The following is a 24138-nucleotide window of genomic DNA, read 5'->3' as shown; positions in this document are numbered from 1 at the left end:
GCCCCATTGATGAGTACGGGAATGACCATGAAATACGCCATGAAATTAGTTTTTCCTCTGCTTGCCCTGTGCGTGCCGACCGTTGCTCAAGCGGCGCCGTGCGACAGGTACCAGAGCGATACCTTCATCCTGAACTTGCCGGCGACCATTACCGTGCCCGACAGCCTACCCGTCGGAAGCCTCATTCATCGCCAGGCATTCAACGGTTCGGCCCCCGAGTATTTTGCCAATTGCACCGTGTCTATCGCGAGCTGGATCGACGGGCGATATCCGATGGGAACAGATCCGGTGACCCGCTCCTACCCCACCGAGGCGCCAGGCGTTGGCGTACGCATCACAATGAGATGGGCGGGCGGCGGAGGGCCCGCTGCCTTTTCATTGTTCAACCAAGGCCCCACACCGCTGTACGGGAAGGTGCCCAGCTTCACTTCAGCGGAGGCGAGCTTCTACAAAATCGGGCCAGTCACAGACGGAACAGTGCCCAGCGGATACTTCTGGAGCAGGAGAATTGCTGGCGTCACACAGCGCTTCAGCCTGCAGCTCGGTAGCCGGGTGCGCTTCGTCAGGCCGGCTGCCACCTGCGACCTGGCTGCCGGCGACGTCAACCGCACGATCCCCCTCACCCCGATAAAAGTCAGCGACCTCAGAGACATCGACTATGCCGGCATGCTGAACTTCGAACTGACCGCTAACTGTACAAACGCCACCAACGTCACCTTTCGTTTCAGCGGCACCCCTGCGCCCGGGAACAACGTGCTCTTCGCCAACACGGGCACGGCAAGCGGGGTAGCCCTGTGGTTGGGATCGCGCATCAACGGGGTCCAGCAAACCATTTCTCCGAATGCCAATAACATCCGCAACGTTGCCGTTTCCGGCAATCGCGCAGTCTTACCGCTCAGCGCGGCCTATCACAAAAACGGTACGGTCGGCCAAGGCACGCTCGCCAGTACCGCCACCGTCAACATCACCTATAACTAAAACCCTGAGGAGTCATTGATGAACCTACGAGCCGTGTCTTTCTTACTCGCAACCACTGTCGGCCTCGCGGCCACGCAAGCCCACGCTGCGACAACAGGCACTTTGCGCTTTACCGGCCAGGTCAATGCCGGCACCTGCAACCTGGCAGCTGGTGACGAGAACCGCACTATTTCGCTGCCCCCCATCAAGATCTCGGATTTTGATGCAAGCCCCAGCGCAGGGGTGCTGGACTTCGAGCTCTCTGCCGATTGCGAATCAGACATCCGCAATGTGATTTTCCTCTTCACGGGAACACCGTCCGTAGTAAACGGGGCACTATTTTCCAACACGGGCACCTCGGCGGGGACGGCCCTTTGGCTGCTGCATCGTTCAACACCCCTATACGCCATCCCAGCGAACGGCACCGTCGCTCAGCGCAGCCGCACGGTTACAACAACCGGCAATAAGGCGACCATACCGCTCAGTGCGGCCTACTATAAAACGGGCGCAGTGACCCAGGGCACCCTGGCCAGTGCCATTACGGTTTCCATCACTTACAACTGACGACAGCCTGACCGGCGGCGCTGCGAGCACAAAAAAGCCCGACCTTTAACAGGCCGGGCATTTTTTTGCGTCCTGGAAATAATCAGGACTGACTGGATGGCGTCGGGTTTGCCGGCGTTGCAGTCGGGGTCACAGCAGCAGGGGTCGGTGCGGATACCGAGTTGGCTGTGGAAGCGGTTGGCGCCGGAGTCGCCGGCTTGGCCGCAACAGCAGGCTTGGGTGCTGCTGGTTTTTTCGCGACCGCTGGTTTCTTGGCTGCGGCTGGTTTTGCCGCAGGCTTGGCTGCGGCAGGCTTGGCGGCCGGTTTCGCCGCAGCCGGCTTGGCTGCAGGTTTCGCAGCGGCCGGTTTGGCAGCAGGTTTTGCAGCTGCGGTTTTGGCCGCTGGCTTGGCAGCCGGTTTGGCGGCGGCCTTGGCTGCGGGTTTAGCCGCTGGCTTAGCAGCAGGCTTGGCAGCCGCTTTAGCCGCGACGGGTTTGGCAGCAGTCTTGGCGGCCGGCTTGGCAGCTGCAGTTTTGGCGGCTGGTTTAGCAGTTGCTTTGGCGGGCGCCTTGGCCGCAGGTTTGGAAGCCGGCTTGGCAGCCGCTTTTACCAGAGGCTTGGCTGCTGTTTTGGCAGCAGGTTTGGCGGCGGCGGTTTTAGCGGCAGGCTTGGCAGCAGGTTTGGCCGCAGCCGTTTTCGCAGGAGCCACTTTAGCGCCGGTGAGTTTTTCGATCTGCTTGGTCAGGGTATCGACCTTGCTGTGCAGCGTCTTCAGTTCAGCCTTGCTCGGCACGCCCAGTCGCGAAATGGCACTGTTAAGGCGCTTGTCGAAAGTTTCTTCCAACTTGCCCCAGGTGTCAGAAATGCTCGACTTGGCGGAACCGGCAGTTGCCTTGGCCGCTTCAACTTTTTTACCAACCGTGGTTTTGGTCAACTTCTCGGCCTTCTCGCCGTCCTTGACCAAAGTCTCGAAGTACTTGCCGCCGTCACTGCTAACCTTCGAGTACACGCCTAAACCAGCAAGCCAGATCTTACGGGAATATTTTTCAACTTCCCCGACCCACGAGCTGCCTTCTTTCTGAGTAGTCTTTTTAACAGCCATCCCGATGTCTCCTTAGTGTTTACGCGCGACACGTTCTAGCAATGTCGTCAGCTCTTCGAGCTTAGCAGAGAGTGTCTCAACGTCATGTTTAGACGCAATGCCGATTCGATTCAAGGCACTGGCAACACGAGTATCAAAAGCTTTTTCAACTTTATCCAGCTGAACTTCTACCAGACCTTTGACGGAGGAGACATTACTCTTTACTTGATCAATCTGACTGTTGGCGGCCTCAAGTTGTTCAACTGCAACTTTTTTGCCTTTACTTTCAACATGTTGACCAGTTTTAACCAGCTCTTTGAAGTAGTCGCTGCCCTCGCTTCCAACCTTGGCGTAGGCACCAAGACCCGCCAGCCAGATCTTGCGGGCGTAGGATTTAACGTCACTCAGAGTAGTGGTCGGGGCGTCGATTTTTTTCTTTAGGATAACTTTGGCCATGGTGCACCTCACGCAGAATAGGGGGGAGGAACGGCCCACAGGAGTTGAGGGCTTGGGCACAAAGTAGGCTGGAAAATTAGAATCGGCACCCTAAGAACACAACGGTCAGGCCAACGCCTTATCCAGGGCTTTTTCGATTTCGGACTTGATGGTGCCACTCATGGCCGACATCAACAGCCCCAGTTCCACATCTATACGCAGCGAATCTTCGGCCACCACGACGGTGCCTTTAACCCCCGAACGCTTGAGGTTCAAGGTATCGCCGGACCACGACGGCTCCAGGCCATATTGTTCCTTGAGTTTGTGCGCCAACTTGTCGGCCTTTGCCCGTGCGCCTTCTTTACCCAGGGAATGTGCACGCTCAACGGTTATACGGGCCATTGCAATGACTCCTCTTTATAGGGACTTGGATACCTTCGATGCGGCAAAAGGTCTCGATGACCGCCCATCTTACCTTCAGCCTTGCCAAGACAAAGTAGGCCTTGGGGATTATCATGTCCCGCATTCTCTTTTGGTGACAGCGATATGACTGATCAGCGCAAAGGCAGCGATGCCGAACCCACCACTCACTTCGGCTTCAAGAACGTCCCGGAAAGCCAAAAAGCGGAAAAAGTCGCTGAGGTGTTCCATTCCGTAGCGGCCAAGTACGACCTGATGAACGATGTGCTGTCGGGCGGCATGCACCGCCTGTGGAAGCGGTTCACCATCGAGCTGTCGGGTGTTCGCACCGGCAACCGCGTGCTGGACATCGCCGGCGGCACGGGCGACCTGGCAGCCAAGTTCTCCAAGCTCGTCGGCCCTACCGGCCAGGTAGTCTTGGCGGACATCAACGGTTCGATGCTCAAGGTCGGCCGCGACCGCCTGCTCGACAAGGGTGTGGCCGGCAATATTGAGTTCGTCCAGGCCGACGCTGAAAAGCTGCCGTTCCCAGACAACCATTTCGACTGCGTGACCATCGCCTTCGGCCTGCGCAACGTGACCCACAAGGAGGACGCGATCCGCTCGATGCTGCGCGTGCTCAAGCCGGGCGGACGCCTGTTGGTGCTGGAGTTCTCCAAGCCGACCAATGCACTGATGTCAAAGGTCTACGACACCTATTCCTTTGCCTTCATGCCGTTGATGGGCAAGCTGATCACCAATGACGCCGAGAGCTATCGCTACCTGGCCGAATCGATCCGCATGCACCCCGACCAGGAAACCCTGAAGTCGATGATGGTAGAAGCCGGTTTCGACCGCGTGACCTACCACAACATGACCTCGGGCATCGTCGCCCTGCACCGTGGCATCAAGCCCTGATGCTGCTCAAAGGTCTTCTCGCCAGCGTTGAACACGGCCTCAACCGTGTGCTGCGCCTGGACAGCACCGCCCTGGCGCGGCTGGCGCACCTCAACGGCAAAGTCATTGCCGTCGACTGCCGCAGCCCCACCTTGCAACTGTTTATCCTGCCCAGCGATGAAGGCCTGATGCTCGCGACCCAATGGGCCGCCGACGCCGACTGCACCCTGCGTGCGCCGGCTTCGAGCCTGTTGCACCTGGCTCTGAGCCGCAACAAGACCGCCATCCTGCACAGCGACGAAGTGGAGCTGGAAGGCGACAGTTCGGTGCTGATGGACCTCGCCGCCGTGCTGCAAGACCTGGAACTGGACTGGGAATACGAACTGTCCCGCTGGATCGGCCCGGTGGCCACCCAGTTGATCAGCGGGCACCTGCGCAGCCGCTCGCGTTGGTACCAGCAGGGGTTCGCCAGCCTCAACCAGAACCTTGCCGAATACCTGAGCGAAGAATCGCGCACCCTGGTCGGAGAACGGGAAGCGCAAGCGCGCTTTCGTGAACTCGACAAGGCCAAAATCGACCTGGAACGCCTTGAGGCCCGCTTCGAGCGCCTGAGCCGTTCCCTTGATCCAAGCGATAACGCATGAAGCTGCTCGCCGTCCGCCGTTTGTTTCGTATCCAGCGCGTCGTAATCCGCTACCGCCTTGATGACCTGCTGTTCGCCCTGCCCCTGCCGTGGTTCCTGCTCGCTGTGCGCTATGTACTGCCGTGGCGCTGGTTCCCGCGCAAACAGCTGGAGCTGAGCCGTGGCGCGCGCCTGCGCCTGGCGCTGCAGGACCTGGGGCCGATCTTCATCAAGTTCGGACAGATCCTCTCCACACGGCGCGACCTGCTGCCCGAGGACATCGCCGACGAGCTGATGCTGTTGCAGGACCGTGTGCCGCCATTCGACTCCCAGCAATCGATGAAGCTTATCGAGGAGCAGCTGGGCAAGAAGATCAGCGACGTGTTCAGCCGCTTCGACGTCGACCCTCTGGCCTCGGCCTCGGTCGCACAGGTGCACGCGGCGCAACTCAAGACTGGCGAAGAAGTGGTGGTGAAGGTGATTCGCCCCGGCCTCAAGCCGATCATCGGCCAGGACCTGGCGTGGCTGTTCATCCTCGCCCGCGCTGCCGAGCGCTTCTCTGCCGATGCGCGCCTGCTGCACCCGGTGGACGTGGTCGCTGACTACGAAAAAACCATCTACGACGAACTTGATCTGCTGCGTGAAGCGGCGAATGCCAGCCAGCTCAAGCGCAACTTCGAAGGCTCGCCGCTGCTGTACGTGCCGCAAGTGTATTGGGACTGGTGCCGCCCGAAAGTGCTGGTGATGGAGCGCATCTACGGCGTACAGGTCACTGACCTCGCAACCTTGGCCGACCAGCGCACCGACATGAAGATGCTCGCCGAACGCGGCGTGGAGATCTTCTTCACCCAGGTATTCCGCGACAGTTTCTTCCACGCCGACATGCACCCGGGCAATATCTTCGTCAGCACCGTCAACCCGTGGAGCCCGCAGTACATCGCGATCGACTGCGGCATCGTCGGCAGCCTGACCCCGGAAGACCAGGACTACCTGGCCCGCAACCTGTTCGCCTTCTTCAAGCGCGACTACCGTCGCGTGGCGCAATTGCACATCGATTCGGGCTGGGTGCCGGCGGAAACCAAGCTCAACGAATTCGAAGCGGCGATCCGTACCGTGTGCGAGCCGATCTTCGAAAAACCGTTAAAAGATATTTCATTCGGCCAGGTGCTGATGCGCCTGTTCCAGACTGCGCGGCGCTTCAATATGGAAGTGCAGCCACAGTTGGTGCTGCTGCAAAAAACCTTGCTGAACATCGAAGGCCTGGGCCGCCAGCTGTACCCGGACCTCGACCTGTGGAACACCGCGCAGCCGTTCCTGGAGCGCTGGATGCGCGAGCGGATGAGCCCGAAAACCGTGCTGGGCAACCTGCACAGCCAGATGGAACAACTGCCGCACCTGGCCAACATGACCCGCGACCTGTTGGAGCGCATGTCCCAGCCCCACGCCAAGGACCCGGCGCCGCCGTGGAAGAAGCGCAAGGATGATTGGTTCCTGCGCCTGCTGGGTGCTGCGCACTTGGTCGGCGGGGTGATGCTGGCCATCGGTGGCCCGCTGAACCAACTGGGCCACTGGCCGGCCGGCATCATGGTCGCCGTGGGTGTTTATCTGATCGTGCGTCGATAGCCAATCCGGTTATACACTGTCGCAAATTGCCGGAGCCGAACATGAAAGACTGGCTGGACGAGATCAAGTGGGACAGTGACGGCCTGGTGCCGGCCATTGCCCAGGACTACAAGACCGGGCGCGTATTGATGATGGCCTGGATGAACCGCGAGGCCCTGAGCCTCACCGCCACTGAGCAGCGCGCCATCTACTGGTCACGCTCGCGTGGCAAACTGTGGCGCAAGGGCGAAGAGTCCGGGCACGTGCAGACCCTGCACGAGATGCGCATCGACTGCGACGCCGACGTGGTGATCCTCATGGTCGAGCAGATCGGCGACATCGCCTGCCACACGGGCCGTCACAGCTGCTTCTATCGCGTGTTCGAGAACGGCGAATGGAAAGTCGTGGAGCCTGTGCTCAAAGACCCGCACGCCATCTACTCGGCAGGACACTAGACATGAGCGATACCCTGAACCGCGTGGCCCAGGTGCTGGAAGACCGCAAAGGCGCAGATGCCGACAGCTCCTACGTCGCCAGCCTGTACCACAAGGGCTTGAACAAGATCCTGGAAAAACTCGGCGAAGAATCCGTCGAGACCATCATCGCCGCCAAGGACGCGCAGATCAGCGGTGATTGCAGCGATGTCATCTACGAGACCGCCGACTTGTGGTTCCATAGCCTGGTCATGCTCGCCCAACTGGGGCAGCATCCACAGGCTGTGCTGGATGAACTGGACCGTCGCTTCGGCTTGTCCGGGCATGCCGAGAAGGCCTCGCGCCCGTCCGCCTGAATAACTAAGACTAGAGGATTTGCAGCATGGGCATTTTTGACTGGAAACACTGGATCGTCATTCTGGTGGTGGTGGTACTGGTGTTCGGCACCAAGAAACTCAAGAACCTGGGCACTGACGTGGGCGAGTCGATCAAGGGCTTTCGCAAAGCCATGAACGACGACGAAAAACCTGCCGACCCAGCTGCCAACCCTGTGCCTCCGGCCCAGCCTGTGCACCCGCAGGCCACCCAGCCGATCACCGAGCGTCGCACCTTCGACGTGCAGGCTGAGAAAGTCGAAGAGCCGACCCGCAAAGACTCGTGAGCATTGACTAATGTTTGGTATCAGCTTCTCTGAACTGCTCCTCGTCGGCCTCGTGGCCCTGCTGGTGCTGGGGCCGGAACGCCTGCCCGGTGCCGCACGCACGGCCGGCCTGTGGATCGGGCGCCTGAAACGCAGTTTCAACGCCATCAAACAGGAAGTTGAACGGGAAATCGGTGCCGACGAGATCCGCCGGCAACTGCACAACGAACACATCCTCTCGTTGGAGCAGGAAGCACGGAAGATTCTGTCGCCTGTGCAGGAGCCCGCCAAGCCGGTGGAGCCTGTGGCCGAAAACAGCATCGCGCCTGCGACTGAAGCCGCCCCCGTGGCACCGACCGCGCCAACCGAGCCTGCGCCGACGCCTGTTGCGTCGCCCGCGCCCCATGACCCTACATTGCCGCCGCGAGCCCCATGAGCGCTGATAAACCGGAAAACGACCAGCATATGCCGCTGGTCTCGCACCTCACCGAGCTGCGAACCCGCCTGCTGCGTTGCGTAGCGGCCATCTTCATCATCTTTGCCGGGTTGTTCGCCTTTACCCAGCAGATCTACACCTTCGTCTCCACGCCGCTGCGCCAGTACCTGCCGGCCGGTGCGACGATGATTGCCACCGATGTGTCATCGCCGTTCCTCACACCGCTGAAGCTGACCATGATGGTCTCGCTGTTCCTGGCGATCCCGGTGATCCTGCACCAGATCTGGGGCTTTATCGCACCGGGCCTGTACAAGCATGAGAAGCGCATCGCCGTGCCGTTGCTGGTGTCGAGCATCCTGCTGTTCTACACCGGCATGGCGTTCGCGTATTTCCTGGTGTTCCCGCTGATCTTCAAGTTCTTCGCCGCCGCCACCCCGGCTGGCGTGGAAATGATGACCGACATCACCAGCTACCTCGACTTCGTGATGACGCTGTTCTTCGCCTTTGGCGTGGCCTTCGAAATCCCCGTGGCCGTGGTGCTGCTGGTATGGATCGGCGTGGTCGACGTTAAGTACCTGAAGAAGATCCGTCCGTACGTGATCATCGGCTGCTTTGTGGTCGGCATGATCCTCACGCCACCGGACATCTTCTCCCAGACCCTGCTGGCCGTGCCGATGTGGATGCTGTTCGAGATCGGCATCCTGTTCAGCGGCTTGATCAGCAAGCGCGGCGAACACCCGGATGACCAGCGCGACGACGACCAGCCGCCAGCGACCCAGCCGTGAACCTGCTGCTGCTCGAAGAGGCCGACTTTATCGCGGCCGACCGTGTGGTGCTGCGTGATCGGCGCCTGGTGCACATGCAGGAAGTCCACCGCGCCGCCGTCGGTGACAGCCTGCGCGTCGGCCGTATCGGCGGGCTGATGGGCAATGCGCAACTGGTGCGCCTGGAAACCCGCGAAGCCGAACTGCAAGTCAGCTTCGACCAACCTCCCCCCACCAAATTGCCGCTGACCCTGCTGCTGGCCCTGCCACGCCCGAAAATGCTGCGCCGGGTACTGCAAACCGTGGCCGCCATGGGCGTGCCCAAGGTGGTGCTGGTCAACAGTTATCGGGTCGAGAAAAGCTTCTGGCAAACCCCATTCCTGGAGCCCGAGGCGATTCGCGAGCAACTGATCCTCGGCCTGGAGCAGGCGCGGGACACAGTGCTGCCCGAAATCGTCATCGAAAAACGCTTCAAACCGTTCGTCGAAGACCGCCTGCCAGCCATGACCGAAGGCACCTTGGGCCTGATCGGCCACCCAGGCGATTACCCCGCGTGCCCGCGTGGGCTGGATGAGCCAGTGACACTGGCAATCGGCCCGGAAGGCGGCTGGATCCCCTACGAAGTCGACCTGCTGACCAAAGCTGGATTACAACCCGTGCAACTGGGCGCCCGCATCCTGCGCGTCGAAACCGCCGTCACCGCCCTGCTCGCCCGCCTCTTCTGACACCACCTCCCTTGCAGGAGCCGGCATACCGGCGACAAGCATCGGTATCGACAAAGCGTTGCACCAACCAACCCTAACCACGATGCGAAGCGAGCCGATCTTGATCTAGCTTTTGATCTTGATCCTAGGCGCCCCGTCAAACACGCTGGCCGGAATTCGACAGGGATTTGGGGGGTAAACCGGCAGGGATGCCGGTTTAGCCGCCCCGCGCCATGGATGGCGCGTGGCGGCGGCCCCCCAAATACCTGGCGGATTACGGGCACACCGAGCCTAGGCGAGGTGCCGAGTGTTGGGGCAAGAGCGTTTTGCTTACTTTTGCGCTTTTCAAAAGTGAGCCGCCGTAAGGGCGGAACCCATAGCAGCCGTTACCCAAGTAACGGATATGTACCCGGTAAGGTCCAACATCGAGGTCGGCTGTCAGGCCGCCTTCGCAGGCAAGCCGGCTCCCACATTTTGGATCGCGGGGCGACAGTTAGTTTGTGGTCGGCTGTCAGGCCGCTTTCGCAGGCAAGCCAGCTCCCACATTTTTGGATCGTGGGGGGACAGTTAGATTGTGGTGCTGTCAGGCCGCTTTCGCAGGCAAGCCAGCTCCCACATTTTTGGATCGTGGGGGGACAGTCAGATTGTGGTCGTCTGTCGGGCCGCCTTCGCAGGCAAGCCGGCTGCTACAGAATGTTTCCAACCTGCCGATAACCTTTGAATAAGTCCAAGCCTTGTTCCAGGGGAGTTCGCAGCATGTATCGTTGGTTAGCCGAAAAGCTGGGGAATATCAGCGTCAAAACCAAACTCGGCGTGGGCTTCGGCCTGGTGTTGCTGCTGACATTAATGATCACCTTCACCGGCTGGAGCGGCCTGGGCGATGTGATCAGTCGGGGTGACAAGCTGGGCTTTATCTCCAGCCTCAACGGACTGACCAAAGACCTGCGCCTGGCGCGCCTGGACTTCGAAATGCGGCGCGGCGAACAAGGCACCGATGCGGTCAACGGCCTGCTCACGCAATTGGACAGCGGCCTGAAAAAAGCCGCAGAGCTGATTGAGCAGCCCGCCGACAAGGCCCTGGTGGAACAACAACAGGACGCCTTGAATCAATACAAAAAGGCCTTCGGCGCCATGGTCCAGGCCGGACTCAAGCGCGAAGGTGCACGCAGCAAGCTCGGCGACACCGCCGACAATGCCGTGGCCAAGATCAATGAAGTCGAGAAGTCCCTGCTGCAAGGCGACAGCGTCACCCAGTTCAATAGCGTGGTCGACCTGAGCAAGCTGATCCAGCAATCGCGCTTCCAGGTACGCGGCTACACCTACAGCGGCAAAGTCGAAGCCGAGCAACCAGCCCTGGATGCCATCGACAATGCCCTGAAGAAAATCACCGAGCTCGAAGGGCAACTGCCAGCGCAGTACCAGGCCAACCTGCAAGAGGCCAGCGTGTCGTTGCAGGCCTATCGCGCGGCGGTCAGCCAGTACCGCGACTCCCAAGTTGCCAGCGCAGCGGCGTTGAAAATCATGACCGCGCAGGGCGATATCTTGCTCGGCCACAGTGAAAAACTCACCGCCTCGCAAACCGTGGTGCGCGACACCGACGCCGCGCTGGCCAAGAACTTCCTGCTGCTGGCCACGGCATTGGCGCTGGTCTTCGGCCTGGTCGCCGCCTGGGCCATCACCCGCCAGATCATCATCCCGTTGAACCAGACGCTCCAAGTGGCTGAACGCGTGGCCTCGGGCGACCTGAGCCACAACCTGACCTCCGTGCGCCAGGATGAACTGGGCCAACTGCAACGCGCCATGCAGAGCATGACTGTCGGCCTGCGCGAGCTGATCGGGGGGATCAGCGACGGCGTCACCCAGATCGCCAGCGCCGCCGAGCAACTCTCGGCCGTGACCGAACAGACCAGCGCCGGGGTCAACAGCCAGAAGGTCGAGACTGACCAGGTAGCAACCGCGATGAATGAAATGGCCGCCACCGTGCAGGAAGTGGCACGCAACGCCGAGGAAGCCTCCGAGGCTGCCGTGGCCGCTGACCAACAAGCCCGTGAGGGCGACAAAGTGGTCGGTGAAGCCATCACCCAGATCGAACGCCTGGCCACCGAAGTGGGCAACTCCACCGTCGCCATGGGTGATCTGAAGCGCGAAAGCGACAAGATCGGCAGCGTGCTCGACGTGATCAAGTCCGTTGCGCAGCAAACCAACCTGCTGGCCCTCAACGCCGCCATTGAAGCCGCACGCGCAGGGGAAGCCGGGCGGGGCTTCGCGGTGGTGGCCGACGAAGTGCGCAGCCTGGCCCAGCGCACGCAGAAGTCCACCGAAGAGATCGAGGAACTGATCGTCGGCCTGCAAAACGGCACGCAGCAGGTCGCGACCATCATGGATAACAGCCGTGGCCTGACCGACAGCAGCGTCGAGCTGACGCGCCGTGCCGGCAGCGCCTTGGCGAGCATCACCCGCACAGTCTCGACCATCCAGGCAATGAACTCGCAGATCGCCACCGCCGCCGAGCAGCAAAGCGCAGTGGCCGAAGAGATCAATCGCAGCGTGCTGAATGTGCGTGATGTGTCGGAACAAACTTCTTCGGCCAGTGAAGAGACCGCGGCGTCCAGCGCCGAGTTGGCACGCCTGGGTATTTACCTGCAAACGCTGGTAGGGCGTTTCCGCATCTAACGTATAGCTTGTGAAATTTCCTACGTAGTTATCAGCCCAGCATGACTCCGAATCGAATTAGCGTTTGCGAAACGCTTTTTCAGATTCGGAGGTTCACCATGTTCTCTCGGCTGACCCGCCTGCTGGTCAATGCCAGCATCCGCCTCAAGCTCTCCGTGGGGTTTGGCCAGGTGCTGATCCTCAGCTTCGTCATCGCCATGACCGGTTGGCAGGCCTTGAATGCGGTGTTGTTCCGTTCAAGCAACCTGACAGCCTTAAGCCAGGTGGCCATCAGCGCTGAAGCCATGCGCGCGGACCGTATCGTTTACCGAACGCTGGCGGACACCGCCAGCCTGGGCAAAATGGCGCAGCAGATTGCCCACATCGATCAACACCTGGGCTACCTGGCGAAGCACTTGAAGAACCCGGTCGACCTGCAGCGTATCCAGGAAGCGCAAGGCCTGGTGACGCGCTTCAAGACCGCACTGGTGGAACTGCCACCGTTGATCGAACTGCGCGAAAACATCCGGCCGCCCCTGCATGCGACGGCGCTCCAGGCCAGTGACACCCTCACACAACTGGCCAGCGAGTTACCCGATCAACAGGACCAGCAAGCGTTGAATGCCATCGAAAACCTGCGCCAAGTCATGGAACAAGCCGAGGATCGCGCCCAGAGCCCCGCCTGGGCGGCCGAGTCGCTGCAAGCCTACGCCGAAGCCGTCAGCCACGCCCTCAATGCCCTCGACGTCGCCCAGGCCGCCGTAACTGACCTGCCGGCCGACTCCACGCTGCTTAAAACCGACCTGGCGAACTATCGCGAACAGTTGCTGGCACTCAAGGACGCTCAAGTCACCACCGAAACTGCGCAGAATCAGTTTGAACAGCAGCTCAACCAGTTGCTCGACCAGAACGACGCGGTCAGCCGGGCCCAGACCCTCATGCGCGACAGGGAAGCGGAGCACACGCGAACCCTGCTCATCAGCGTCACGGTTGCTGCCCTGCTGCTCGGCACCCTGGCGGCCTGGTGGATCGCCCGCCAGATTGCCGTGCCATTACGCCAGGTACTCGTTTGCGCCAACCGCATCGCGCAAGGTGATCTCAGCCACGATATCCAAGTGAAGCGCCGCTATGAGTTGGGCCAACTGCAGCAAACCATCAGTGACATGACCCGCAACCTGCGCAGACTGATCAGCGGCATCGGCGACAGCGCCCGCCAGATCGCCAGTGCCGCCACGCAGTTGTCGGCCGTCACTGCGCAGACCCGCACTGGCATCAATAACCAGAAAGACGAAACCGACCAGGTGGCGACCGCCATGAACGAAATGCTCGCCACCGCCCAGGAGGTCGCCCGGCATGCCGAGCAAGCGTCTATCGCGGCGAATGAAGCCGATCTACAAGCCAGCGCCGGGGACAAAGTGGTGACACAGGCCGTTGAGCAAATTGGCCAGTTGGCGGAGGAGATGGCTCTCTCGGGTCGTGCGATGCTGGCATTGCAGCAAGAAAGCCAGAAGATCGGCAGCGTATTGGACGTGATCAAATCGGTGTCCCAACAGACCAACCTGCTGGCGTTGAACGCCGCCATTGAAGCCGCCCGCGCGGGCACTGCCAGCGAAGGCTTTGCAGTGGTCGCCGATGAAGTCCGCAGCCTGGCACAGCGCACCCAGGACTCGGCCGAAGAAATCGAAGGGCTGATCCAGGGACTGCACACCGGCACCCAACAGGTCGCCGACGTCATGGACAGCAGTCGCACCTTGACCGACTACAGTGTCGAACTGACCCGTGACGCAGGGGATGCACTGGCCGCAATTGCCCGCACGGTCTCTGTCATCCAGGAAATGAACCCGCAGATCGCCGCGGCCGCAGAGGAACAAAGCGCGGTGGCCGAAGAGATCAATCGCAGTGTGTTAAAGGTGCGGGATGTATCGGAGCAGACAGCCGCTGCCAGCGAGGAAACGGCGACGGCGAGTGTTCAGCTGATCAAACTAAGCCTGGATTTGCAGACGCTGGTTAGCAAATTCAGGCTTTGAGCCCAGTGTCGCGCCTGTCACTGTGGTGAGCGAACGCGAACCTAGAGGACCTGGCGCAGGAACGCTTGAGCCCGTGGGTCTTTCGGCGCATCAAAAAACTCGGCCGGGGCGGCATCTTCAAGCAATTTGCCGTGATCGAAGAACAACACCCGGTCCGCCACTTCGCGGGCAAAGCCCATTTCGTGGGTGACGCAGACCATGGTCATGCCTTCCAGGGCCAGGGTCTTCATCACATCCAGCACTTCGCCGACCATTTCCGGGTCCAGTGCCGAGGTGGGTTCATCGAAAAGCATCACCTTGGGTTCCATCGCCAGGGCACGGGCAATCGCCACCCGTTGCTGCTGGCCACCGGACAAGCGTGAGGGGAATTCGTTGGCCTTCTGCGCAATGCCGACCTTTTCCAGCAACGCCAGCGCCTTGGCTTCACGCTCCTTCTTGCCGCGCTTGCGCACGACTTTCTGCGCCAGGCACAGGTTCTCCAGCACGGTCATGTGGGGGAACAGGTTGAAGTGCTGGAACACCATGCCGACTTCGCGGCGATAGGCGTTCACGTCGGTTTTTGGATCAGCCAGTTGCAGGCCGTCGATGCTCACCGAACCCGAGTCGAATTCTTCCAGGCCATTGAGGCAGCGCAGGAAGGTGGACTTGCCGGAGCCGGACGGGCCAATCACCACCAGCACTTCGCCTTTGGCCACCTGGGTGGTCACGTTGTCGACCGCACGGACCACATGGCCACGGGTGTCGAAGACTTTTACCAGATCGCGGACTTCAATCACTTTGCGCGAGCCTCCGCTCAAGCCGGCTGGCCATTTTCGACAGCGGCAGGTTGATCAGCAGGTACAGGCCTGCGACACAGAACAGGATTTCAAACGGCGAGAACGAGGTGGTGATCACTTCGCGTCCGCTCTTGAGCAGCTCGGTAATCGCGATCACCGACACCAAGGATGTGTCCTTGACCAGGCTGATAAATTGCCCGGCCAGCGGCGGCAGCACACGCTTGAACGCCTGCGGCAATACCACATGGCGCATCGACTGGCTGGCACTCAGGCCCAGAGACCGCGCGGCTTCGTTCTGGCCGCGGGTGATGGACTGCACACCCGCGCGGACGATTTCCGCCACATAGGCGCCGGTAAACAGCGACAGCGCGGCGATCCCGGCGAACTCCCGGGACAGGTTGAGCACCGTGCCGATGAAGAAATAGAAAATGAAGATCTGCACCAATAGTGGCGTTCCGCGCACCAGTTCGACGTAGATCGTCGACAGATCCCGCAATGTCGGGTTGCTGGACAAACGGCACAAGCCAGTTGCCAGGCCGATCGCCAGGCCCAGGATGCCAGACACCACCGACAGCCACAGCGTGGTCCACAAGCCCCACATCAACGGCCCCAACGCCCACTGCCGGGTCACACCGACAACATCGCCTTCGGCCACATCGTCGCCGCGCGCCACTTGCAGGCTGTTGTCGGCAACGGTCAGCTTTTGCTCGGCGCCGGCGTCGTTGCGCAGGGTCACCTCGGCCACATCGCCCTTGCGTACCAACTCCACCACCGTGGAAATGTCAGCGGCGCGCTGGGAGGTTTCAGCCTGGTAGGCGAAGTACTGCGGTACGCGGTTCCAGCGCCACTCGTAGGACATCAACGAGGTGGCGTAGTACAAGGCGCCGGCCAAGCCGACCAGCACGACCACGGTAAGCAGGTGCCAGGGCCATTGGGCTTTTTTCTGTTTCATTACTCAACATCCAAAAAAGTCTAAGGCAAGCGCCTTTGTGTAGTGAGCGGGCTTGCCCCGCGCTGGGTGGCGAAGCCGCCCTAAGACCAGACGCCGCGGTGTTTCAGAAAGACCGAGGTGTATGGATTTGGGGCGGCTTCGCCACCCAGCGCGGGGCAAGCCCGCTCACTACAAACCAGCCTTATTCCATGTCTTTGAGCCACTCGGAGCTCTTGAACCACTTGTCATGGATGCGATCGTAGGTGCCGTCGTTGCGGATCTGGTGCAGGAAGTTGTTGATGAAGTTGATGCTGTCGTAGTCGCCCTTCTTCAGGCCAAACGCCAGGGGCTCGAAGGTGAAGGGTTCTTCCAGGAATACCAGCTTGCCGTTACCGACTTTTTTCTCGGCAACCACGTTGTACGGCGCGTCATACACAAAGGCATCGGCCTTGCCGTTGACCACGTCCAGCACGCCTTCCTGCTCGTTGTCGTAACCGTGGTACTTGGCCTTGGAGATCAGTTTCTTGGCGACCATCTCACCGGTGGTGCCCAGCTTGGAGGTCAGACGGTACTTCTCGTCATTCAGGTCTTTGTAGGACTTGATGGTGCCTTCCAGGTCCTTGCGGATCAGCAGGGTCTGGCCGACCACGATGAAGGGTTCGCTGAAATTCAGGCGCAGGTTGCGTTCCTGGGTCAGGGTCATGCCGCTGCCGATCATGTCGAACTTGCCGGTCAGGAAGGCCGGGATGATGCCGTCGTAGCCGGTGGAGACCAGCTCCAGCTTGACGCCCATGGACTTGGCCATGGCCTTGAGGATGTCGACTTCGAAACCGATGATCTCACCGCGCTTGTCTGTCATTTCGAACGGCATGTAAGTCGGGTCCATGCCGACTTTCAGCGTGCCGCGCTTGACCGCATCATCGATAGCACCCGCCTGGGCAGCAGTGGCCGCGACCAGCGCGGTGACGCCAAGCAGCAGCATCGAAAGATACTTTTTCATCATCAAGTCCCCTGAACGATTCTTATGAGGTCGGCGCGCAAAAAGGGCTGCACCATTTCGGGGTGCGATCCTAACCCACTCGTCTCTCGTCACAAAGGTTTCACGGCTATTTGTTATCGGCATATGTCGGAAAAGCCCCACAAAGGTGCGGCAAAACGCAGCGATAGACACATGGGCACACGACACCGGCAACGGATTGATGTGTAAGCAGTTATGACTTTCAGTCGATTTCCACCAGCCAGGCCGTGTCTTTAAACCACTTGTCGTGCAGCCGATCATAGGTTCCGTCCTGGGCCACTTGGTTGAGGAAGTGATTGATCCAGTTGAGGCTGTCGAAATCACCTTTTTTCAATCCGAATGCCAGGGGTTCGAAGGTGAAGGGTTGCTCAAGCGCCAGCAGCGCACTGTTTTCCGGGCGACTCAAGGCGATCAGGTTGTAGGGCGCGTCATGGATAAAGGCATCGGCCTTGCCCTGCAGCAATTGGCGTACGCCTTCCTCGGGCGTCGCAAAACTGCTGATCCGGGCCGCGCCTAAAAAGCGCCGGGCGGCCGCCTCACCCGTGGTGCCTTCGGTGGTAGCAATCCGGTAACTGGCATCGTCGAGGTCCTCGACACTGGTGACCTTGCCCAGGAACCTTGGGTGCAACAACACTGACTGGCCAACGACAATGAACGAATCGCTGAAATTCAGCTTGAGGTTGCGCTCTTGGGTGACCGTCATGCCGCTGCCGATCAGGTCGAATTTTTTCGCCATCAATCCCGCCACCAACTCGGTGTAGGGCACGGATACCAATTCGAGCTCCACCCCCAGCGCTTGGCTCATGACCCTGAGCAAGTCGATTTCAAAACCGACGATGCGCCCCTGTTTGTCCGTCATCTCGAAAGGCACGTAGGTGGGCGTGGTGCCGACCTTCAGCACGCCGCGTCGTACCGCGTCGTCAATCGCGCCGGCCTGTGCCAGGCCCATGTGAATCAATGCGACAGCGCTTATCAGCAGTGCCGAACAAAAACCTTTGCTCATGAATACCCCAGTGACACGTCAAATCCGGGGGCGATGCTAACTCAGTCCCAGGCACGGCAATACGCCTCGGACCAAGGTCTTTTGTTTCGAAATAGTTTATAAAAAACAGAGAGTTAGCGCAGGAAGGACGGAGCAGGAAACGCTGTAGGACCAGCGCTTGAAACGCCCCCGAGGCAAGCCCTCGGGGGCGTCTGAATCAGGCCGGTTGGGCCTGGGACGACAGCGGTTGCAATGGCAGCAACGGTGCGTGCGGATCAGCCTTGATCGACTCCCGCCAGGCGGCGAGCCACTCGGCATGGCCTTCGCTCCAGACCTGTTCGTGCAGGCGGGCCAAGGCTACCGGGTCACTGAGCAAGGCCAGGCGTTCACCGTTGTTGAGACCGGCAGGGCCGACCTTCAACGCGTGACGCACACGCTCGGCACGCAGGTACTCGATCGGCTCGGCCTGGGCATGGCGCGAGGTTGCCAGGGCACAGGCCAGGGCGTTCTGCTGCGGGTCGACCACCGAACGCACGAAGCCGTCGTTAAGCGCGTGCCAACGGTTTTCGTGGGTGTACTTGTCGGTAGAGAGCAGCGCCTGCGGCGGATTGTATTCCTCAGGGATCAGGAACAGGCTCTCGTCGCGGGACTTGAGGCCCAGGCCAACACGGCTGGAAATCACCGATACCGGGATCGACAGCATCAGCGAACCGACAATCGGCACCAGCCACCACAGGAAGCTCGGGTTCAACCACACCACCAGCAGCGCCCACAAGAAGCCCAGCAGGGTTTGTGGACCATGGCGCTTGACTGCCTCGCTCCAAGGGGTGGAGTCGTCGTCACGCTGCGGCGAGTTCCAGGTCGCAGCCCAACCGAGGAACGCGGCGAGCACGAAGCGGGTGTGGAAGATCATCCGCACCGGTGCCAGCAGCATGGAGAACAGCATCTCCAGCAGCATCGACAAGGTCACCTTGAACTTGCCGCCGAACTCTTTTGCGCCCTTGGCCCAGATCAGGATGATGCTCAGCAGTTTTGGCAGGAACAACAGCACGATAGTGGTGGAGAACAGCGCTACCGCCTTGTCCGGATGCCATTGCGGCCACAGTGGGTACAACTGGCGTGGCGCCATGAAGTACTGCGGTTCCATCAGGGTGTTCACCGCCAGCAAGGCCGTGGACAGCACCAGGAACAGGAACCACAACGGCGCCGACAGGTAGGACATCACGCCGGTCAGGAACACCGCGCGGTGTACCGGGTGCATGCCCTTGACCAGGAACAGGCGGAAGTTCATCAGGTTACCGTGGCACCAGCGACGGTCACGCTTGAGTTCGTCCAGCAGGTTCGGCGGCAGTTCTTCGTAGCTGCCTGGCAGGTCGTAGGCAATCCACACGCCCCAGCCAGCACGGCGCATCAACGCTGCTTCAACGAAGTCGTGGGACAGAATGGAACCGGCGAACGCGCCTTTGCCCGGCAATGGCGCCAGGGCGCAGTGCTCGATGAACGGCTTCATGCGGATGATCGCGTTGTGACCCCAGTAGTGGGATTCACCCAACTGCCAGAAGTGCAGGCCGGCGGTGAACAGCGGGCCGTAGACGCGGGTCGCGAACTGCTGCATGCGCGCATACAGGGTGTCCATGCCCGACGCACGCGGCGCGGTCTGGATAATCCCGGCATCCGGCGTGGCTTCCATCAAGCGCACCAGGCTGGTCAGGCATTCGCCGCTCATCACGCTGTCAGCGTCGAGCACGACCATGTATTTATAGTCACCGCCCCAGCGACGGCAGAAGTCGTCGAGGTTGCCGCTCTTGCGCTTTACGCGACGGCGACGACGGCGATAGAAGATCTTGCCGAAACCACCGGCTTCGCGGCACACGTCAAGCCAGGCTTGCTGTTCGGCGATGCAGATGTCGGCCTCGTTACTGTCGCTGAGCACGAAGAAGTCGAAACGATCCAGGTCACCGGTGGCGGCGACCGACTCGAACGTCGCGCGCAGGCCGGCAAACACCCGGGGCACGTCTTCGTTGCAGATCGGCATTACCAGCGCGGTACGGGCGTCTTTTGGGATCGGCTCGTCGCCGGCACTTTTACCGGAGATCCGGTATTTATCGTGGCCGGTAAGCAACTCCAGGAAGCCCATCAACGCGGTCCAGAAACCCGCCGACACCCAGCAGAACAAGATCCCGAACATGATCAGGATGCTGGTTTGCAGGGCGTAAGGCAGTACCTGGGTAGCGGTTTGCAACAGGGTCTGGTTGCGGATTTCGTCGAAGTCGACCAGCGACCAGCCCTGGTACGGCATGATGCCTTTCATGTACCAGCCGGCGACAATGGTCTGGCCGAGCATCAGCACCAGCAGGATGTAACGGCGGATCGAGCCGACGGTACGCCAGCGGGCGGCCGGCAATACGCGCTCATCCTTCGGTGGGGCCGGTGGGTTGCTGCGCCCGGTGATACGGCGCCAGCCGCGCACCAGGATGTTGGTGCGCCATGGCTCCGGTACCACGCGGGTACGACGAATCGGCGGCGTGGCCTTGAGGCACACGCGACCTTCAGCGTCGAGCGCCAGCATTTCGGCGTCTTGCAGCTCTTCGGCCGTGTTGAGGGTCAACCGCGTGCCAACCGATGCCTGGGCGGCATCAGTGGGCGCGTCGAAGGTTTTCGACGACAAGCGCTCGTGCAACTCGGTGAAAGATGTGCAGCCCGCCAGTTCGGCGCGCTGCTCAGCGGTCATCGGTAGATGCGCCAGGTACTCGGACAGAGTCTCGGGCGTTACTTGAGAATTACTCATCGGCAGGCAACTGATAGCTCCAGGTCTCGGTCAGGACTTGTTCTGTCTTGATCGGCTCCGGCGTGGCTGGGGCAGCTTCTGGCTGCTTGGCTTCCTTGTCTTTCGCGTCTTTCTTGGCCTGTTTCTCGTGTTGCTTGGCCAGGACCTTGTCAGCCTTGAGCACGTGGCTGGTGTCCTGCTCAGGAGCGGGCGGCGGAACGTCCTGCACCAGTGCAGCGCGCATTTCGGTCGGCTTGCCTGCGTCCTTGATCTTCATCCGCAGGGTCAAGCGCCAGCCCTTGGTGTGCTCGTTGTAGCGCACGCTGTTTTCAACCAGTTCGGCGTTGTCGCTGACACTCACCTGGCTGCGCACGGCGGCATCCGACGGCAGGGCCTTGAGGGACGGGCCCTCGAAGTCCACCAGGTAGGCCACGCTGCCGTCAGGCTGGCGGATCAGGTTGGATTGCTTCACGTCGCCGGTGGAACGCAGGGTCTGCTTGACCCAGGCGCTGTCGGTCGGGTGCAGCGACTTTTCGTCCATGGTCCAGTGCAGACGGTAGGAAACGTCCAGCGGCTTGCCGACTTCTGGCAGCTCCGCAGGGCTCCAGAACGCAACGATATTGTCGTTGGTTTCATCGGCAGTCGGGATCTCTACCAGGTTGACGGTGCCTTTGCCCCAGTCGCCCTCAGGCTCGATCCAGGCGCTTGGGCGCTTGTCGTAGTTGTCGTCCAGGTCTTCGTAGTGACTGAAATCACGGCCACGTTGCAGCAGGCCGAAACCACGCGGGTTCTCTACGGTGAAGTTGCTGACCGACAGGTGTTTAGGGTTGTTCAGCGGACGCCAGATCCACTCGCCATTGCCGGCATGGATCGACAGGCCGCTGGAATCGTGCAACTCACGACGGTAGTTGAGTACTTTCGACGGCTGGTTGGCGCCGAACAGGTACATGCTGGTCAACGGGGCAACCCCCAGTTTGCTGACCTTGTCGCGCAGGAACATCTGGGATTTCACGTCGACAATGGTGTCGGTGCCCGGGCGCAGCGTCAGGCGATAAGCACCGGTAGCGCGTGGGGAGTCCAACAGGGCGAAGATCACCAGTTGTTTCTCACCCGGCTTCGGACGTTCGATCCAGAACTCGGTAAACCGCGGGAATTCTTCGCCGGATGGCAATGCAGTGTCGATCGCCATGCCACGGGCGGACAAGCCGTAGGCCTGGCCCTTGCCAACCACGCGGAAATAACTCGCGCCCAGCATGGTCATGATTTCGTCTTGCTTGTCGGCCTTGTTGATCGGGTACAGCACACGGAAGCCGGCATAACCCAGCTGTTCAGTGGCTTTAGGATCAAACTTCACGTCGCCGAAGTCGAAGCGCGTCGGGTCGTACTTGATTTCCTGGACGCTGTCGGCGGTGACTTCGTTGATTTTCACCGGTGTATCGAAGTGCATACCCTGGTGATAGAAGGACAGCTTGAACGGAGTGTTTTGATCTGCCCATTCGGCTTTTTCGTTACGGAAACGAATCTTCTGGTAGTCCGCGAATTTCATTTCGCGGAACTCGTTCGGCAGATTGCTGCGCGGAGCTTCGTATTTCTGCCCGGCCAGCTCTTTTGCCTTGGCCGACACATCATCCAGACTGAATGCCCACAGTTGACCCGCGCCGAACAGGCAAAACAGGGCGGAGCCCGTCACCAGTGCGTTTCGTAACCGTTTGGCAGACAATTTTGGTGCATTACAGGGACTAACAATCACGAGCAACCCTCGCCGAAAACAGATCAAAAAACCAACGGCCAGCTATCTATATGCCAGGTTGGCGAGCATTGTTCCGACTCCCCTGGGTCAAAATGATTCCCCAATGGCTATCGGACAAGTCTCTACCTAAGTCAAAAATGGACCAAACAACGCTGATCCCCGTAGCGCGCGATTATCTAGTAGCCCGCGAGACAACGCACCATGGAGAACAAAGTATTTGTAGCGAAACCCTGCGTTTTTAGGCATTAAAAGTCGTTTTTAATACATTCACGTCTGCAAGAGGAAGGTCACAGGGCCATCATTGACCAAATGCACCTGCATATCGGCGCCAAAACGCCCTGAGGCCACCTTGCCATGCAATTGTTGCGCTTGTAACAGCAAGTGATCAAATAGTGCCGCTCCCAGGGCTGGCGGGGCCGCTGTAGAGAAGCTCGGCCGCAGCCCGCTCTTGGTGTCCGCCGCCAGGGTGAACTGCGATACCAGCAACAAACCGCCACCGATGTCCTTGAGCGACAGGTTCATCTTGCCTTCGTCGTCGCTGAATACCCGGTAGTTCAGCAGCTTGTGCAGCAGCTTATCGGCACTCTCGGGCGTATCCGAAGGCTCGACGGCCACCAGCACCAGCAAACCCTGGTCAATGGCCCCGACGATCTCCCCTGCTACCTCGACCCGGGCGCCTCGCACCCGTTGCAACAGGCCCTTCATGCTTCTTCAGGCGGCAAATCGAGCAAGCGCCGTGCCATTTCGCTGGTCGCACGCACCAAGGCATCGGTAATGCCCGGCTCGGAAGCCGCGTGGCCGGCCTCGCGAATCACCTGCAGCTCACTGTTGGGCCACGCCTGGTGCAACTCCCACGCGTTGTCCAATGGGCAGATCATATCGTAGCGCCCGTGAATGATTACGCCAGGCAGATGGGCGATCTTGTGCATATCGCGGATCAGCTGGTTGGGCTCCAGGAACGAGTTGTTGGTGAAGTAGTGGCACTCGATCCGCGCAATGGACAAGGCGCGTTGCGGTTCGGAAAAACGCTCCACGTGCTGCGGGCTCGGGCACAGGCCCAGCATGCGACCTTCCCAGCCCGACCAAGCCTTGGCGGCATGCATCTGGGCGATCTGGTCGTTGCCGGTGAGGCGCTTGTGGTAGGCCGCGATCATGTCGTGGCGCTCTTCCGGCGGGATTGGGGCGATGTAGTCCTGCCAGTAATCCGGGAACAGGCGGCTCGCCCCTTCCTGGTAGAACCAATGAATGTCCTGTGGGCGGGCCAGGAAAATGCCGCGCACGATCAGGCCGTGTACACGCTCCGGATGGGTTTGCGCGTAGGCCAGGGCCAGGGTCGAACCCCAGGAACCGCCGAACAGTACCCATTTGTCGATGCCCAGGTGTTCGCGGATGCGCTCAAGGTCGGCGACCAGGTCCCAGGTGGTGTTGTTTTCCAGGCTGGCACGCGGGGTGGAGCGCCCGCAACCACGCTGGTCGAAGGTGACGATGCGGTACAGGTTCGGATCGAAATAGCAGCGGCTCTGGGCGTCACAACCGGCACCTGGGCCACCATGGATGAAAACGACGGGCAAGCCTTCGGGGGAGCCACTTTCATCGACATACAGCGTATGGGTGTCATCGACTGCCAGATCGTGCCGGGCGTAGGGTTTGATCTGCGGGTACCAAGTCTGCATTGCGCGCTCCGTAAGGGGTCGGGTTCATCCCTGGGGGGACGTCTTTTA

The 24138-nt window shown here is 60.4% G+C and carries 24 protein-coding genes and 1 pseudogene; 14 read left to right on the top strand and 11 right to left on the bottom strand.

Going from position 1 to position 24138, the window contains the following annotated elements; translation table 11 throughout:
- Nucleotides 1-21: 21 nt before the first annotated feature.
- Together KUA23_RS01980 and KUA23_RS01975 are read left to right on the top strand one after the other, a co-directional pair.
- Nucleotides 22-978 (top strand): fimbrial protein, encoded by a 957-nt coding sequence (locus KUA23_RS01980; protein ID WP_306428756.1) that lies wholly within the window; start codon nucleotides 22-24, stop codon nucleotides 976-978.
- Nucleotides 979-996: 18 nt separating this feature from the next.
- Complete coding sequence (locus KUA23_RS01975) at nucleotides 997-1521, top strand: fimbrial protein (protein WP_078046491.1); 525 nt, start codon at nucleotides 997-999, stop codon at nucleotides 1519-1521.
- An 82-nt stretch (nucleotides 1522-1603) separates the two neighbouring features.
- Here KUA23_RS01975 and KUA23_RS01970 read toward each other — a convergent pair whose 3' ends face one another.
- From KUA23_RS01970 to KUA23_RS01960, 3 genes are all read right to left on the bottom strand, one after another.
- Nucleotides 1604-2602 (bottom strand): phasin family protein, encoded by a 999-nt coding sequence (locus KUA23_RS01970; RefSeq protein ID WP_100491680.1) that lies wholly within the window; start codon nucleotides 2600-2602, stop codon nucleotides 1604-1606.
- Nucleotides 2603-2614: 12 nt separating this feature from the next.
- Nucleotides 2615-3037 (bottom strand): phasin family protein, encoded by a 423-nt coding sequence (locus tag KUA23_RS01965; protein ID WP_078046489.1) that lies wholly within the window; start codon nucleotides 3035-3037, stop codon nucleotides 2615-2617.
- 105 nt (nucleotides 3038-3142) lie between these two features.
- Nucleotides 3143-3418, bottom strand: a complete 276-nt coding sequence (locus tag KUA23_RS01960; protein ID WP_078046488.1) for a polyhydroxyalkanoic acid system family protein — start codon at nucleotides 3416-3418, stop codon at nucleotides 3143-3145.
- 144 nt (nucleotides 3419-3562) lie between these two features.
- On the opposite strand from KUA23_RS01960, the gene ubiE reads away from it, so the two are divergent.
- The 12 genes and pseudogenes from ubiE (at nucleotide 3563) to KUA23_RS01905 (ending at nucleotide 14193) form a co-directional block, all read left to right on the top strand.
- Nucleotides 3563-4333: a bifunctional demethylmenaquinone methyltransferase/2-methoxy-6-polyprenyl-1,4-benzoquinol methylase UbiE gene (gene ubiE, locus KUA23_RS01955; protein WP_003171186.1), complete on the top strand. Its 771-nt coding sequence runs from the start codon at nucleotides 3563-3565 to the stop codon at nucleotides 4331-4333.
- Nucleotides 4333-4956 carry a ubiquinone biosynthesis accessory factor UbiJ gene (locus KUA23_RS01950; RefSeq protein ID WP_078046487.1) on the top strand — a complete coding sequence of 208 codons (624 nt, stop codon included), beginning with the start codon at nucleotides 4333-4335 and terminating at the stop codon, nucleotides 4954-4956. Before ubiE ends, KUA23_RS01950 begins: the two co-directional genes overlap by 1 nt.
- A complete protein-coding gene (gene ubiB / locus KUA23_RS01945; protein WP_078046486.1) occupies nucleotides 4953-6557 on the top strand; it encodes a ubiquinone biosynthesis regulatory protein kinase UbiB in 1605 nt (534 codons plus the stop codon). Before KUA23_RS01950 ends, ubiB begins: the two co-directional genes overlap by 4 nt.
- A 41-nt stretch (nucleotides 6558-6598) precedes the next feature.
- A complete protein-coding gene (gene hisI, locus KUA23_RS01940) occupies nucleotides 6599-6991 on the top strand; it encodes a phosphoribosyl-AMP cyclohydrolase (RefSeq protein WP_058423690.1) in 393 nt (130 codons plus the stop codon).
- Between the two features lie 2 nt (nucleotides 6992-6993).
- Nucleotides 6994-7326: a phosphoribosyl-ATP diphosphatase gene (locus tag KUA23_RS01935; RefSeq protein ID WP_003209299.1), complete on the top strand. Its 333-nt coding sequence runs from the start codon at nucleotides 6994-6996 to the stop codon at nucleotides 7324-7326.
- Nucleotides 7327-7352: 26 nt separating this feature from the next.
- Nucleotides 7353-7631: a twin-arginine translocase TatA/TatE family subunit gene (locus KUA23_RS01930; protein WP_003171180.1), complete on the top strand. Its 279-nt coding sequence runs from the start codon at nucleotides 7353-7355 to the stop codon at nucleotides 7629-7631.
- Nucleotides 7632-7641: 10 nt separating this feature from the next.
- Entirely contained in the window at nucleotides 7642-8046 is a 405-nt protein-coding gene (tatB, locus tag KUA23_RS01925) for a Sec-independent protein translocase protein TatB (protein WP_078046485.1), read from the top strand.
- The gene (tatC, locus tag KUA23_RS01920) at nucleotides 8043-8831 is read left to right on the top strand and encodes a twin-arginine translocase subunit TatC (RefSeq protein WP_025858678.1); all 789 of its coding nucleotides are present in this window, start codon (nucleotides 8043-8045) and stop codon (nucleotides 8829-8831) included. Before tatB ends, tatC begins: the two co-directional genes overlap by 4 nt.
- Nucleotides 8828-9535 (top strand): 16S rRNA (uracil(1498)-N(3))-methyltransferase, encoded by a 708-nt coding sequence (locus KUA23_RS01915; RefSeq protein WP_252993373.1) that lies wholly within the window; start codon nucleotides 8828-8830, stop codon nucleotides 9533-9535. Before tatC ends, KUA23_RS01915 begins: the two co-directional genes overlap by 4 nt.
- Nucleotides 9536-10270: 735 nt before the next feature.
- A pseudogene (locus KUA23_RS30175) lies at nucleotides 10271-11329 on the top strand (methyl-accepting chemotaxis protein); the annotation flags it as partial.
- Nucleotides 11315-12187 carry a methyl-accepting chemotaxis protein gene (locus tag KUA23_RS30170; protein WP_428847451.1) on the top strand — a complete coding sequence of 291 codons (873 nt, stop codon included), beginning with the start codon at nucleotides 11315-11317 and terminating at the stop codon, nucleotides 12185-12187. The pseudogene KUA23_RS30175 and the gene KUA23_RS30170, both read left to right, overlap by 15 nt.
- Before the next feature lie 98 nt (nucleotides 12188-12285).
- Nucleotides 12286-14193, top strand: a complete 1908-nt coding sequence (locus KUA23_RS01905) for a methyl-accepting chemotaxis protein (protein ID WP_252993372.1) — start codon at nucleotides 12286-12288, stop codon at nucleotides 14191-14193.
- Nucleotides 14194-14234: 41 nt separating this feature from the next.
- Here KUA23_RS01905 and KUA23_RS01900 read toward each other — a convergent pair whose 3' ends face one another.
- From KUA23_RS01900 to pip, 8 genes are all read right to left on the bottom strand, one after another.
- Complete coding sequence (locus tag KUA23_RS01900; RefSeq protein WP_078046481.1) at nucleotides 14235-14969, bottom strand: amino acid ABC transporter ATP-binding protein; 735 nt, start codon at nucleotides 14967-14969, stop codon at nucleotides 14235-14237.
- A complete protein-coding gene (locus tag KUA23_RS01895) occupies nucleotides 14962-15921 on the bottom strand; it encodes an amino acid ABC transporter permease (RefSeq protein WP_071492396.1) in 960 nt (319 codons plus the stop codon). Before KUA23_RS01895 ends, KUA23_RS01900 begins: the two co-directional genes overlap by 8 nt.
- 181 nt (nucleotides 15922-16102) lie before the next feature.
- A complete protein-coding gene (locus tag KUA23_RS01890; RefSeq protein ID WP_078046480.1) occupies nucleotides 16103-16900 on the bottom strand; it encodes a transporter substrate-binding domain-containing protein in 798 nt (265 codons plus the stop codon).
- A gap of 220 nt (nucleotides 16901-17120) precedes the next feature.
- Nucleotides 17121-17921, bottom strand: a complete 801-nt coding sequence (locus tag KUA23_RS01885; RefSeq protein ID WP_078046479.1) for a transporter substrate-binding domain-containing protein — start codon at nucleotides 17919-17921, stop codon at nucleotides 17121-17123.
- Between the two features lie 196 nt (nucleotides 17922-18117).
- Nucleotides 18118-20688 carry a glucans biosynthesis glucosyltransferase MdoH gene (gene mdoH, locus KUA23_RS01880; protein WP_078046478.1) on the bottom strand — a complete coding sequence of 857 codons (2571 nt, stop codon included), beginning with the start codon at nucleotides 20686-20688 and terminating at the stop codon, nucleotides 18118-18120.
- Nucleotides 20681-22417 (bottom strand): glucan biosynthesis protein G, encoded by a 1737-nt coding sequence (locus KUA23_RS01875; protein ID WP_078050857.1) that lies wholly within the window; start codon nucleotides 22415-22417, stop codon nucleotides 20681-20683. Before KUA23_RS01875 ends, mdoH begins: the two co-directional genes overlap by 8 nt.
- Nucleotides 22418-22684: 267 nt before the next feature.
- Nucleotides 22685-23122, bottom strand: a complete 438-nt coding sequence (gene dtd / locus KUA23_RS01870; protein WP_057724454.1) for a D-aminoacyl-tRNA deacylase — start codon at nucleotides 23120-23122, stop codon at nucleotides 22685-22687.
- The gene (gene pip, locus KUA23_RS01865) at nucleotides 23119-24090 is read right to left on the bottom strand and encodes a prolyl aminopeptidase (RefSeq protein ID WP_078046477.1); all 972 of its coding nucleotides are present in this window, start codon (nucleotides 24088-24090) and stop codon (nucleotides 23119-23121) included. Before pip ends, dtd begins: the two co-directional genes overlap by 4 nt.
- Nucleotides 24091-24138: the final 48 nt, after the last annotated feature.

Origin of the sequence: Pseudomonas pergaminensis (assembly GCF_024112395.2) — a bacterium.
Classification (GTDB): Bacteria; Pseudomonadota; Gammaproteobacteria; order Pseudomonadales; family Pseudomonadaceae; genus Aquipseudomonas; species Aquipseudomonas pergaminensis.
Note: the sequence above shows the minus strand (reverse complement) of the source record. Positions and strands in the feature narration are given on the sequence as shown.